Raw genomic sequence first — 14,000 nt, 5'->3', positions numbered from 1 at the left:
TACTCTTGCAATAAAAAGGATGTAAAAAAAAATTCTTATAAAAGTAGTGATTGCTAATTTTGATTTTTTTATGATTGAATCTCAAGTTCTTGCTCTTTGTTCCTCGTAATGGGGCAATCATTAGCTTCCTATCCTGAGCAATAAAAAATTTTATTTACAAGAAGATAAGCGCAAAAATCTAAACGACGGTGTAGTCTTTTTTGGTTTGTGCGCTTGTTTTCTTGTATTCAAGTAATCTGTTCTCTTTTTTAGATAGATTTTCTATTTATCTGAAATCAACTAATATAGCCATGATTTTTTAAGGATTTTTGATGTTCGCAAGGTGTTCCAACGATTGTAAAAGGAGTTATTTTAGTTGTCGTCGTTTGGCCATTCCATTCATAGGCGTAATTTCTACCGCTCCAATTCGTGTCGCAAGCGAAGCAGTGGTATTCTACCTCTATTCTTCCAGTTGCGTCTTCTGCTTGAATCCAGCCGATAGACTGAGCGGTGCCGTTCGTGATATTCGCTTGATTTAAATCCCAATCATAAGGATCTGAGCTAAAGGCGCTCGATGGTGTAGCAGGTGTATTTAATGCCTTTTCCAAAATTGGATCTGGGGTTTGTCCTTGTGTAGGTGTTTGATTTACCAGCTGTTGATCATTTGGGCTTGTTGTTTCTGTTGTGGTTAATGACCGTTCGGTACTTTTTGCCTGTGAAGTATTTGTGGCTTCTTGAATTGTCGTGTTTTGGATTTCTGGTGCAAATAACGGGAATAGCATGATACCTAATATAAATGCCCCAATAATAGTTGTTACCCCTAACAATATCCCTAATAGTACTTTTCCGATTTTCATGTTCATCCTTCCTAACTTTAAAATAAAATATGTTCTTAAATTGAGCATCTCCGAAATTCGTTTTTTCGTCAAGTGATTTGATAGCAGGTTACAGTTATTGTATATTGAATTTTATTTATTGAAATTTACCTACTCTGTATAGTGAAGCAGGTAGTACAAAGAGATACTTAGTTATTTTCAAATGTAATAAGAGGCAAATAAAAAGTTTTTTTAATATTGTGCCGAGTAGTTCTCGTTTCTACCAAACAGAATAACTGACTTTTTTTCTCGCATGATGATTTTCTTACATGCCGACGTAAAAGACAGTGATGGATAAAAGGTATCCTATCAAAGCGCAAGTAAAGAAGATTTTAGATTGAAATAAAAAATGAAATCGCTTGTTATTTTGAAGATATACGTCTACAAAAATCTCCCTATTTATGAATAACATGAAATATTTGTAAACTATAGGAGAATCCAGTAGCTTCCTAGGATAAAACATGTTAAATTAATTGTTGAGTCTACTTTTTTTAAAGATAGAGATTTTTCATTTTATTTGTTTTCATGTGACGAAATTGTAAGAGTGAAAATCATTCATTCTGGATGCCTTCCTGTGATAAGATTCATGTGGACATAATAATGGAATAGTAATTTTAGTAGGATGTGAAATAAATGTGCGGAATCGTAGGATTTGTTAATGACAAAGATAATAAAAAAGCAATCATAAATGACATGATGGATCGCATCATTCACCGCGGACCGAATAGTTCAGGTGAATACATTGATCGTGATGTGGCTTTGGGTTTTAGACGTCTAAGTATTATTGACTTAGAAGGGGGCACACAGCCCATTTACAATGAAGACCAAACAAAAATCATTATTTTTAATGGAGAAATCTACAACTATCAACCACTTAGAAAAGAATTGATCGATGCAGGTCATATTTTTAAAACCCATGCTGATACAGAAGTTTTATTACATGGCTATGAAGAATGGGGAACTGAGTTATTGCAAAAAGTACGTGGGATGTTTGCTTTTGCGATTTGGGATAATGAGAAAAAAGAATTATTCGGTGCAAGAGATCATTTTGGGATCAAACCGTATTACTATGCTGAAATGAACGGAACTTTGATGTTTGGTTCTGAAATCAAGAGTTTTTTACCACATCCAGACTTCAATAAAGAATTGAATCGGGAAGCATTGAAACCATATATGACGTTCCAATATTCTCCTTTAAATGGGGAAACATTCTTTAAAGGCGTCTATCGTTTACCAGAAGGTCATTATTTCACTTACAAAGATGGCCACATGGATATCCAACAGTATTGGGATGCGAACTTTGAAGAAAAAGGCACACAAAGCCGTCAAGAATGGATCGATCAAATTGATGAAACTGTGAAAGCATCGATCGAAGCACACACGATCAGTGATGTGGAAGTTGGCTCGTTCTTATCAAGTGGGGTCGATTCAAGTTATGTGACTTCTGTTTTGAAACCAGACCATTCATTCTCAATAGGCTTTGATGATAAAACCTATAATGAAGCAATCGAGGCACGTAAATTAACAGAAATGCTTGACTTGGATAACACCGCAGCTGTCATTGATGGAGACATGTCGTTTAAGGCTTTCCCTTTGATCCAATACCATTTAGATGAACCAGATTCTAATCCATCTTGTGTACCGTTATATTTCTTAGCGAATCTTGCGGCACAAAGTGTACGAGTGGTCCAATCTGGTGAAGGGGCAGATGAATTATTTGCTGGCTATCAATCATATGGCTTCCACACAAATTCAAAATTTATCCGAGTGATTGCTCAAGGATTGAAAAAATTACCGAAAGGCACTCGCTATAACTTAGGTAGAAAAATCGGTAAGATGCGTAATTTCCATGGTAGGATTCATCTATATGAATCTTTAGCGCCTGCCAAAGAATATTTTATCGGACATGCACGGATCTTTGAAGAAAACGAAGCGGCCAACTTGTTGACGCCAGAATTTCAACAAGCCCCAACAGTCAAAGAAATCATGGCAGAACATTATGCGAAAACGGAAGGAATCCAAGACGAGATCAACAAGATGCAATATGTTGATTTACACCAATGGATGCCAAAAGATATTTTGTTAAAAGCCGATAAACTTTCAATGGCAAGTTCACTGGAAGTGCGGGTACCACTTCTTGATATCGAAGTAATGAAATTAGCGCAACAAATCCCAAGTAAGTATTTATTGAATCAAAACAATACAAAAGATGTCTTTAGACAAGCTGCGAACAAGCATCTGCCTGAAGAATGGTCAAATCGTGTAAAACTTGGTTTCCCTGTACCGATCAAAGCTTGGCTGAAAGAAGAACATGGCTATCACCAAGTAAAAGAATTATTTGAAGCTGATTTTGCGAAAGAGTTCTTTGATCAAGCGAAGATCATCAAATTACTTGATGACCATCATGAAGGTAGAAGTGAAGAACAGCGTAAGATTTGGACGATTTTCAGTTTCTTGACGTGGTACAAAGTTTATTTTGTGGATGAAACGATTCCTCAAGCTGAACCGATCCAATATGTAACAGTTTAGACGATCCAACTATGTTTCTATTGAACGCAAAAACGAAGAGTGCCGATCCATAATGGGCAGACTCTTCGTTTTTTGCCGTAAATCGGACTAGGTTGATTTTTTATTCAAAGGTACGATAGTATACAATCAGTAATGGACTTCTCGCTCAAATGTGCCATCTTTTTTATAGATCATCAAGGATGTTTCTTTATTACGAGCTACTTCTTTTCCTTTTTCAATGGCGTCTTCTTTATGATCGAAGTGATTGCTTGCTTTTTCAGCGCCTTTAGAGCGAACGATCCAATGATCTTCTTCGAATTTGACTTCGACTGTGGCGTCTAATAATTTGGCTGCTCGCGGATTGCTATCATGCTTGTCATTTTTTTGTGGATTTTTCTCTTTTGAGAAAGCTTTCTTCTCTTTCTCATCTGCACTTTCAACCCATTCTTTCGCTTGACTGATCGCAATCGGGATTGCACGATCATCAGGATAGCCTTCATCTAAAAGCGCATTGCCGATATCGATTGCTTTCTTTTTGGTCAATTCTTCCAAGTTCTTCATGGCTGGTGGAAAATCTTTCATATTCCAAGGCATAGTTAACTCCTCCTAAAAGAATAATTGATTTTACTACTATAACAAGTGTAATCTCAACTTGGTAAAAAGAAAAATCATCTGTTTCAATTTTTGCTATGCTTATTTTTTGCTCGTCAAGTAGAACTACTTAACAAAATCGTGAAAAAGGCTAGCAATCTGATAAAAATCATGGTAAGATAATCAAGTCTGAGAGTCATCTTAGAGGATTCTAGTATAAATGGGAGGGAAAATCATGCGCGTAAACATTACTTTAGAGTGTACTTCTTGTAAAGAACGTAACTACCTAACTAACAAAAACAAACGTAACAATCCTGATCGTTTGGAAAAGCAAAAATATTGCCCACGCGAACGTAAAGTTACTTTGCACCGCGAAACAAAATAATATGTCTAAAAAAGTTTGGGTCTGTACCCAAGCTTTTTTATTTTTAGTATAATCAAGTAGTAGATGAAAGGAGCGAGTCAAAATGTTTATTTCCATGTGGGCCCAAGACAAGAATGGGTTGATCGGTAAAGATGGGTTATTGCCTTGGCGTTTGCCAAATGATATGCGTTTTTTCAGAGAACATACGGTGGATCGTTTATTAGTGATGGGGCGTAAAACATATGAAGGCATGGGCGACCTATCTCTTCCTTATCGCCACATCATCGTGTTGACTACCCAAGAAGATTTTGAGGTCAAAGAAAATGCAGAAGTCATGCATTCGATCGATGAATTATTGGCTTTTGCGGAGACTGTTTCAGAAGATATTTATGTTTCTGGTGGAAGTCGGATCTTTCAAGAACTATTGCCCCAGACTGGGATTATTTGGCGAACACTGATCGATGGTGAGTTTGAAGGAGATACGTATATTGGAGAGATCGACTTTAGTGATTTTGAACTAGCAGAAGAACATATCGGTATCACGGATCAAGAAAACCATTATGCCCATCGCTTCCAAAAATGGGTAAGAAAGTAAGCTCTGATCATTGATGCATAAAATGGAGGATTGAAAGAAATAAAGGGAGATGTTCAAGATCATGGGAGCATCTTTTTTTTTGTCTTATTTATAGAGAAACAGCTAAGTCAAGCGAGCGTTGCTCCTTAAGGTTTAGCTGTTTTTTTGTGTTGTATAAAGAACATATAAAGAAATTTCTTGAATATTAACACTATCTTTATAGTCCTTTGTCTATGATGAAAACAAAGGAGAGGAAGAAAATGATCTTATTTTTAGGTTGTATCAGTATTATTTTGTTAGCTTATCTATTCTGGTTTTTATTTAAGGGGAAGAGCAATGATGAGTGCAGTATTTCAAGGGTTGTTTTTCTTTTTTATTCTACTCGTTTTAGCCGCACCTCTTGGGTGGTACATCAAGTTGATCATGACAGGGGAAACACCAAAATATGTACGTTTCATCCAACCAATCGAACGCTTTTTTTATCAATTGATTGGTCCTGAGAGTCAAAAGAAAATGACGGCGAAGCGCTATTTAGCGCATGTGTTGGGTATTGGAATCTGTTCTTTGCTATTTTTAACCGGATTATTGATGGTCCAAGGTTGGCTTCCTGGCAATAATGGCGTGGAAAATCTGTCATTTGATTTAGCCGTGAATACAGCTGTTAGTTTTGTGACAAATACCAACTGGCAAGCTTACGCAGGAGAAGTGACACTGTCGAATACGACGCAAATGCTTGGTTTGACTGTTCAAAATTTCTTGTCAGCAGCTGTAGGTTTAGCGGTTCTTTGTGCATTGATCCGCGGCATCATCCAAAGGAAATCAAGCCAACTGGGCAATTTTTGGCAAGATCTAGTACGCAGTTTGCTTTACATTTTTTTACCACTTTCATTAATTACTGCTGTACTTCTGATTTCCCAAGGCGTGGTTCAAACGTTTAGTCATGGGATGTCATACACTGGTCTATCTGGAGAATCTTTATGGTTGTATCTAGGACCTGTGGCCAGTCAAGTAGCCATCAAGCAATTAGGAACCAATGGTGGTGGATTTTTTGGTGCAAATTCCGCTCATCCATTTGAGAATCCGACGATTTTTTCTAATTTCATCGAGAATCTCGCCATCTTGTTGATACCTACTGCATTGATTTTTGCTTTTGGCTATTGGGTCAAAGAATGGAAACAAGGTCGAACGATTTTGATCGTTTCGTTTGTTTTTCTTTTTGCAGCTTTTGTAGGTGTAGCAATTAGTGAATATCATGGGCCCGCTTTTACGGATGTTCTGGGTTCACTGAATATGGAAGGAAAAGAAGTACGTTTTGGTGTGGGTTGGTCAAGCTTATGGGCTGTTAGCACAACAGCGGCATCGAATGGATCAGTCAATGCGATGTTGGACAGTTTTACGCCTCTCGGTGGTGGTATTCCGCTTTTCTTGATGCAATTAGGGGAGATCATCTTTGGTGGTGTGGGTAGTGGATTATATGGCATGTTGGCATTTCTACTACTGACGGTTTTTATCGCTGGGCTACTTGTCGGGCGTACGCCAGAATATTTAGGCAAGAAAATCGAGGCTTTCGATATCAAGATGGCTAGTTTAGTGATTTTGACGCCAGTATTATTGACGTTGTTTGGTACGATGGCAGTTTCACTGCATCCTGATGTTTTAACTTGGTTGACCAATAAAGGGCCTCATGGATTTAGTGAGTTGCTTTATAATGTGACTTCTCTAGCAAATAATAACGGGAGTGCATTTGGTGGGTTGACGGCAGATAAACCGTTTCTAAATCTTTTAGGAAGTGTCTTGATGTTGTGCTCTCGCTACATTCCGATCGTTGCTATTTTGTTCTTGGCTGAAAACATGGGAAGGAAGAAAACCATCGCGATCAATGATGGAACACTTTCAACAACGAATGGCACATTCATCTCCATGTTGATGATTGTTATCCTTGTTGTCGGAGCATTGAGCTTTTTACCAGCGTTGGCATTAGGTCCGATCGCTGATCATTTTACCTTAAGTTAGAAGGAGTAAAATCAAATGAAAACTATTTATGTATGGGCAATCAAAGAAGCCTTTGTCAAATTAGACCCAAGACAACAAATCAAAAACCCAGTGATGTTCATGGTCTACATCGGAGCGATCTTAGCGACGATCCTTTGTTTTGAACAAACAACCGTGCCTTTATGGTTTACTATAACGATCACCTGTTTGTTATGGATCACTTTATTGTTTGCAAATTTTGCCGAAGCAGTGGCAGAAGGTCGCGGAAAAGCGCAAGCAAATAGCTTGAAGCAAGCAAAAAAAGAAGTAGTCACTTATAAGATCAATCGCTTAGAAGACATTGAAAACCAAGAATTTATTGAGATCAAATCTTCTGATCTCAAAAAGGGGGATCTGATTTACGTAGTATCGGGTCAACAAATTCCGGCGGATGGTGATGTAATCGAAGGAGCTGCTTCAGTGGACGAAAGTGCCATTACAGGGGAATCAGCGCCAGTAATCCGTGAATCAGGGGGCGATCGAAGTGCCGTTACTGGTGGGACGACGGTGGTTTCTGATTACTTGGTGATCCGTGTGACATCCGAAAATGGACACTCCTTTTTAGATCAAATGATTTCAATGGTGGAAGGGACACAACGAAAGAAAACCCCGAATGAGATCGGGTTACAAATCTTTTTGATCACGTTAACGATCATCTTTTTAGCGGTCTCTGTTAGTTTAGTTCCTTTTACCGAATTCAGTAGTCAGCTGTCAGGTAAAGGGGCGCCGATTGCGACGATCGTTGTCATTGCTTTATTCGTATGTTTAGCGCCAACGACGATCGGTGCATTGATTTCATCGATCGGAATTGCTGGAATGAGTCGATTAACGAAAGAAAACGTGATTGCAATGAGTGGTCGTGCCATCGAAGCAGCGGGAGATGTTGATGTATTACTGTTAGATAAAACAGGAACGATTACTTTAGGAAATCGTCGGGCAAGTGAGTTTTTACCGGTCAATGGCGTCACAGAACAACAATTAGCTGATGCAGCACAACTTTCATCTTTAGCAGATGAGACGGCAGAAGGCCGCAGTATTGTCATTTTAGCTAAAGAAAAATTTGCTTTGCGGGAACGTATTTTTGAAAAATCTGAAGTGAAATTCATTGATTTTAGTGCGCAAACCCGCATGAGCGGCATGGATTATCGTGGCGATCAGATCCGTAAAGGTGCCGCAGATACGATCAAGAAATATGTGCAGGCACGTGGTGGACAATATCCAGAAGAATGTGCTCACATCGTTGCAAAAGTTGCCCAAGCTGGCGGAACTCCTTTGGTGGTTGTAAAAAATGATCAAGTGATGGGGGTCATTTATCTCAAAGATATTGTAAAAAATGGCGTACAGGAAAACTTCGCAGATATGCGTAAAATGGGGATTAAAACTATCATGATCACAGGAGATAATCCTTTGACAGCAGCGGCGATTGCGGCTGAGGCGGGGGTCGACGACTTTCTCGCAGAAGCAACACCTGAAAATAAAATGGATCTTATTCGTGACTATCAAGAAAAAGGTCATCTTGTAGCAATGACAGGTGATGGAACGAATGATGCGCCAGCATTAGCACAAGCGGATGTGGCAGTGGCGATGAATACAGGGACACAAGCAGCAAAAGAAGCGGGCAATATGATCGATTTAGATTCTAGTCCAACGAAGCTATTGAAGGTCGTACGTATCGGTAAACAATTATTGATGACTAGAGGTGCTTTGACCACGTTTAGTATTGCAAATGACGTCGCAAAATATTTTGCTGTGATCCCAGTCTTGTTTTATGGGATCTATCCCGAATTGGCCCAATTGAATATCATGGCATTAGGTAGTCCTCTTACAGCGATTTTATCGGCTGTTATCTATAATGCAGTGATTATTGTCGCATTGATTCCTTTAGCGTTAAAAGGAGTCAAGTATACAGAAAAACCTGCCAGTCAGATTTTGCGGCATAATCTATTGGTCTATGGATTAGGTGGTTTAATTGCCCCATTCATATTCATCAAACTGATCGATCTCGTTTTGAGCTTTTTCTTAATATAAAAAGAAAGACATTTTGCAGAAAGAAGGAATTCACCTATGAAAAAGATCCTTAGAGCACAGCTTAGTTTTTTATTCCTCAGCATCCTACTCCTCGGTGGGCTATACACCGTCGCTGTTACTGGTATCGGTCAACTTTTCTTTGCTCATCAAGCCAATGGTAGTCAGGAAGTCGTTTCAGGGAAGGTGGTTGGCTCTTCGTTGATTGGACAATCCTTTCAACAGGCAGCTTATTTTAGTGGAAGAGGGCAAGACGTGACCCAACTTTCACCAACCTCATCGGAGCAAAAGAAATTAGTAGAAGATAAAACGAAATTGGCACAACAAAGCAATCAAACTACGGAGATCCCAATCGATTTAGTCACAAACTCTGCAAGCGGTGTTGATCCGCATATCAGTGTGGTAGCCGCAGAAAGTCAAGTCTCTCGTATCGCTAAAGAGCGGGGAGAAGACGTTACTAAGATTCGTGCTATAATACAGGAAAAAGCACAAAAAGATTGGTTTTCAGATCGAATGTTTGTCAACGTGCTTGAATTGAATCTGTCACTTGATAACATGTAGGTGGCAGAGGGGTTAGGAGAAACAAAGATGGAAAGACAGGATGTTTCAGAAATGTTACACCAGCGTGAAAAAAGCCGAGGACGTCTACGGGTGTATTTTGGTTTCGCGGCGGGAGTCGGCAAGACGTATGCAATGCTGGCGGAAGCACAAGAGCTGAGCGTACTAGGTAAAGACATTGTGGTAGGCTATATCGAACCTCATGATCGCCCGGATACGAACCAATTATTAGAAGGATTACCACAGATTCCTTTAAAAGAAGTGACGTATAAGGGGCTGACTTTGAGTGAACCTAATATCGATGCCATTATCAAACGTCAGCCAGAGATCGTTTTGATCGATGAATTAGCCCATAGTAATGCGCCAGGATCAAGAAATCGCAAGCGATATCAAGATATCGAAGAATTATTGAATGCAGGAATCAATGTCCATACGACGATCAACGTCCAACATATTGAAAGCTTGAATGATATCGTTGAAGAAGTGACTGGGATCGAAGTAAAAGAAACGGTTCCGGATACGTTTTTCCAACAGGCGACATTGAAGGTGATCGATGTGGAACCAGATGAATTGATCGATCGTTTAGCGCAAGGGAAAATCTATGCTGATGAAAATGCAAAACGCGCCTTGCAGCACTTCTTTATTCCTAAAAAATTGGAACAGTTACGAGGTCTAGCGATTCAACGGGCTTCGGATCATATCAATCGTGTGATCGGTAAAACAAATGGTGTCCAAAGTAAATTGATCACGATCGTTCAAGATGCTTTCCCTAAAATGGCTGAGAAAAGTATTCGGTGGACTGCTCGGTTAGCTCAAGGCTTGGGGGCAGAATGGATCGTGCTATACATTCGTTCCGATGATCGTTTACAAGGGACGAATGACTTAGCGGAGAAACTTGGCGCAGAAGTCGTGGTGATCGAGGAGGACCATTCATTTGAAACGATCGTCGAATATGCTAAACTGGTCGGCGCAACCGATTTGATCATCGGTAAAAATTTGGCGAAACCGTGGACGGAGCGATTGTTTTCAGAAGAGCTGGATGTACGACTGCTCAAACGATTGCCAGAAACTGAACTTCACTTGATTCCTTATAAAGAAAAACGTTCAACCATCCTTTCCCATTCCAAGAAACTAGTGGAAGGGGGAGGAAAAGATTTTGCGATTTCATTGATCTGTGTGTTCGTAGCAACGCTCTTGACTGAAGTGATGCAATATCTTCACTTTGGAGAACAAAACTTGATGTTGGTGTACATTTTCTTTATCTTACTTGTTGCCCGTTTGACCTCTGGCTATTTTTGGAGCGCATTATCTTCTATTTTAAGTGTCTTAGCTTTCAACTGGTTTTTTGTCGAGCCGCTGTATTCCTTGACCGTATATAAACAAGGTTATCCGATTACTTTAGTCATCATGCTGATCGTTGCACTGATGATCAGTAATTTGATGGTTCGTCTGAAAAAACAGGCTGTCCATGCCAGAGAAAAAGAACAACAGATGGAAATTCTGTATGAACTGAACAAGCAGTTTGTTTTAGCAGAAGATCAGCAACAAATCGTTGAATTATCTGCCACTTATTTAGGTAGACTATTGGATCGGGAAGTGATTTTCTTTGATAAACATGCCATCAAGCTAAGCCAATATACACCAAAAGATGCCCCATTTTTACTCGATCATCCAGAAGAGGCAGCAGTAGCTTATTGGACGGCTAAAAATCAAAAAGACTCAGGTTATGGAACGGATACATTAAGTGGCGCAAAAGGTTTTTATTTACCGATTGTCGCAAATGGTAAGACGTTAGCTGTTTTAGGGATTCGTCGCAGTCGCGGGCTGCCGATCGAGGATAGTCAATTGAATTATTTACGGTTAGTGTTGACCCAGCTTGCTGTTATCTTAGAGCAAACAGAGCTTAAGAATGAAAAAGAACAAATTGAGTTAGAAAATGAACGTGAAAAAGTTCGCAGTAATTTATTACGTGCGATCTCCCATGATTTGCGTACACCATTGACTGCGATTTCTGGGATTGCAGAAACACTCTTGCAAACAGATGAAGAGCTGAAACAAGCAACGCGCCAAAAATTGCTGACCGATATCCAGACAGAATCTCAATGGTTGATTCGAATGGTGGAGAATCTGTTGTCGATCACACGGATCAATATGGACACGATGCAAGTGAAAAAAACAACAGAACCGATTGAGGAAATCATCGAAGCAGTCTATGAACATGTCACAAAAGTTTATCCTGACAAGGAACTATTGGTTCATTTACCGACAGCGGTTTTATTTGTCGAAGTTGACCCTATCTTGATTGAGCAAGCGATGTTCAATCTGGTGGAAAATGCGTTTCGTCATGGATCGACACAAGGGCAAGTAGAAGTTAGCGTGTTTCAAGAGGGACAACAGGTCATTTGCGAAGTGAAGAATGATGGTGAAATCTCATTGAAGCAATATGAAAAAATCCAGATGAATCTATCTAATGAAGAAGAAGTACCAATCGATTCAAAAAATGGTCTTGGCATCGGATTAAGTATTGTCAAAACCATCATCCATGCCCATAATGGGAAATTAGAGATGGCTGTATCAGAAGGGAAAACAGTGGTTCGCATCTATTTGAACAAGAGTGAGGAGGTGACGTTACATGAGGAAAGTACTATTGATTGAAGATGACCCAACGATCACTGATTTTATGGAAGTCGTGTTGGCAAAAGAACATTATCACGTTACGATTGCCACAACAGGCATGGAAGCTTTGCATGTGTTCCAAGAAGATTCCTTTGACTTGATTTTGCTCGATTTAGGTTTGCCAGACATTGATGGCATCGAATTATTGAAAATCATTCGTAAACGACTGGCTACACCGTTGATCGTGATCTCAGCGCGAAACAACGAGCATGAAAAAGTCAAAGCCCTTGATCTCGGTGCTGATGATTACGTCACTAAACCTTTTGGGATGAATGAATTACTTGCTAGGATCAGAACCGCTTTTCGTCATCGTAAACAAGAGGAATTACCTTCAGTCATCACCAATGGTGAATTGACTTTGGACACAGAAAGCCAACTGTTAACCAAAGCAGGAGAACCGATCCATCTCACTAAGAATGAATATCGCATTTTGCTCGTATTATTCCAACACCTTGGGAAGGTCGTCACTTATCGCGTATTAACATCAGAAGTTTGGGGGCCTTATGGAACAGATTCCCAAGTGTTGCGAGTGAATATGTCAAACATTCGGAAAAAAATCGAGAAAAATACCATTCGTCCAGAATATTTGATCACTGAGATCGGAGTTGGCTATCGGTTACGTGATTACCGAAATTCTTAGTAAGCGACAAACAAATTGAATATCGAAAAAAACGACAATCACCGAAGAATTTTACCTCTTGGTGATTGTCGTTTTTCGATGTGCTGTTTACCAGCTAGCACATGGAACACTTCTTTTATTTACAGCGCAAGCCAAATTGTGGTTTTCACGTTTTTACTTTAGCTCGCCTTTGATATCATCGATCATTTGACGACTAGCGATTGGTCCATTATATAACCAGCTAGAAGTTGGACCAAATTCGAACACTTGACCCGCTTTGACTGCTTTCAGATTTTGCCAAGTGGGTTCGTTGAACATCGCTGCTTGTTCATCACTATTGACTAAGATGATGTAGTCTGCGTCTAATTCAGCTAATTTTTCTGATGAAACAGCTGACCAATCAGAGGTTGCCTCTTTTGATACTTCTTCTACTAAAGATGGCACACCAAATTGTAGATCTTCATAAACGATGCGACCGCTTGAACGATTCTGACTGACCATAAAGGCAGAGTTGTTCGTGACCCATAAGACAGCCGCTGTTTTCCCATCGATCTGATCACTCAATTCTTCTCGTGTTTCTTTCGCGTAATCTTGATAATCTTGAATGATTTCCTCTGCTTTGTCCTCTTTATTCAATACTTTGCCAATGTCTTGCAACTGTTCTTCCCATGTGACATCGGTACCATTTTTAACAACATAGGTTGGAGCAATTTTACTATATTGCTCGTATTTACCACCTTCAACAGTGGCTGAAGAAGAAATCAATAATAAATCAGGTTCAAAACTTAACACATTTTCATAGGGTAGATCATAGGAGATAGTTGGGACATCTTTCAGATCATCTTGTAAATAATCTTGGATCGAACCACTGCCGACTGTCCATTGAGCAACCGGGGTTTCACCTAACGCAACAAGATAATCCTCTAAATAACTGCCGATGATCCGCTTTGGTTGGTTAGGTATTTCAACTGAATGTCCTAATGTATCTGTCAAGGTATGCGTACCATTATCAGCAGTAGTCGATGATGCGGTTGTCTCTTCGGTTGTAGATGAGCCTGGCGAGCAAGCACTCAGTAATCCCACCAAAAGTAATGCACTAGAGATTGTGAATAGTTTATTTTTAAGTCTCATGTCTTTCCTCCAAACGTAATTGAGAATGTTTCTCAATTGCTATTATTCCCCAAGAAAAGGGCGCTGTCA

11 protein-coding genes are annotated in these 14,000 nt (G+C 39.6%); 8 read left to right on the top strand and 3 right to left on the bottom strand.

What is annotated here, in order from left to right; genetic code table 11:
* Positions 1 to 275: 275 nt before the first annotated feature.
* Positions 276 to 836, bottom strand: coding sequence for a hypothetical protein (locus HZ311_RS01945; protein WP_023519892.1), 561 nt, complete (start codon positions 834 to 836; stop codon positions 276 to 278).
* A 651-nt stretch (positions 837 to 1,487) separates the two neighbouring features.
* Between HZ311_RS01945 and asnB the strand changes: the two genes are divergently transcribed.
* The gene (gene asnB, locus HZ311_RS01940) at positions 1,488 to 3,383 is read left to right on the top strand and encodes an asparagine synthase (glutamine-hydrolyzing) (protein WP_010735126.1); all 1,896 of its coding nucleotides are present in this window, start codon (positions 1,488 to 1,490) and stop codon (positions 3,381 to 3,383) included.
* A gap of 126 nt (positions 3,384 to 3,509) precedes the next feature.
* On the opposite strand, the gene HZ311_RS01935 is transcribed toward asnB, so the two are convergent.
* Entirely contained in the window at positions 3,510 to 3,956 is a 447-nt protein-coding gene (locus HZ311_RS01935) for a DUF2188 domain-containing protein (RefSeq protein WP_010735127.1), read from the bottom strand.
* A gap of 217 nt (positions 3,957 to 4,173) precedes the next feature.
* Here HZ311_RS01935 and rpmG point away from each other — a divergent pair, with 217 nt between their 5' ends.
* The 7 genes from rpmG to HZ311_RS01900 all read left to right on the top strand — a co-directional run bounded on the left by rpmG (position 4,174) and on the right by HZ311_RS01900 (position 12,821).
* The gene (gene rpmG, locus HZ311_RS01930) at positions 4,174 to 4,338 is read left to right on the top strand and encodes a 50S ribosomal protein L33 (protein WP_373865805.1); all 165 of its coding nucleotides are present in this window, start codon (positions 4,174 to 4,176) and stop codon (positions 4,336 to 4,338) included.
* A gap of 82 nt (positions 4,339 to 4,420) precedes the next feature.
* Positions 4,421 to 4,912 (top strand): dihydrofolate reductase, encoded by a 492-nt coding sequence (locus tag HZ311_RS01925; RefSeq protein ID WP_010735128.1) that lies wholly within the window; start codon positions 4,421 to 4,423, stop codon positions 4,910 to 4,912.
* A 315-nt stretch (positions 4,913 to 5,227) separates the two neighbouring features.
* Positions 5,228 to 6,904, top strand: a complete 1,677-nt coding sequence (kdpA, locus tag HZ311_RS01920) for a potassium-transporting ATPase subunit KdpA (protein ID WP_023519891.1) — start codon at positions 5,228 to 5,230, stop codon at positions 6,902 to 6,904.
* Positions 6,905 to 6,919: 15 nt separating this feature from the next.
* A complete protein-coding gene (gene kdpB, locus HZ311_RS01915) occupies positions 6,920 to 8,950 on the top strand; it encodes a potassium-transporting ATPase subunit KdpB (protein WP_023519890.1) in 2,031 nt (676 codons plus the stop codon).
* 36 nt (positions 8,951 to 8,986) lie between these two features.
* Positions 8,987 to 9,508, top strand: coding sequence for a potassium-transporting ATPase subunit C (locus HZ311_RS01910; RefSeq protein ID WP_023519889.1), 522 nt, complete (start codon positions 8,987 to 8,989; stop codon positions 9,506 to 9,508).
* Between the two features lie 27 nt (positions 9,509 to 9,535).
* Entirely contained in the window at positions 9,536 to 12,160 is a 2,625-nt protein-coding gene (locus tag HZ311_RS01905; RefSeq protein WP_137072551.1) for a sensor histidine kinase, read from the top strand.
* Positions 12,138 to 12,821 (top strand): response regulator transcription factor, encoded by a 684-nt coding sequence (locus tag HZ311_RS01900; RefSeq protein ID WP_010735133.1) that lies wholly within the window; start codon positions 12,138 to 12,140, stop codon positions 12,819 to 12,821. Before HZ311_RS01905 ends, HZ311_RS01900 begins: the two co-directional genes overlap by 23 nt.
* A gap of 153 nt (positions 12,822 to 12,974) precedes the next feature.
* Here HZ311_RS01900 and HZ311_RS01895 read toward each other — a convergent pair whose 3' ends face one another.
* Positions 12,975 to 13,931: an iron-hydroxamate ABC transporter substrate-binding protein gene (locus HZ311_RS01895; protein ID WP_023519887.1), complete on the bottom strand. Its 957-nt coding sequence runs from the start codon at positions 13,929 to 13,931 to the stop codon at positions 12,975 to 12,977.
* Positions 13,932 to 14,000 lie beyond the last annotated feature (69 nt).

Source organism: Enterococcus mundtii, assembly GCF_013394305.1.
In the GTDB taxonomy this organism is placed as follows: domain Bacteria; phylum Bacillota; class Bacilli; order Lactobacillales; family Enterococcaceae; genus Enterococcus_B; species Enterococcus_B pernyi.
Note: the sequence above shows the minus strand (reverse complement) of the source record. Positions and strands in the feature narration are given on the sequence as shown.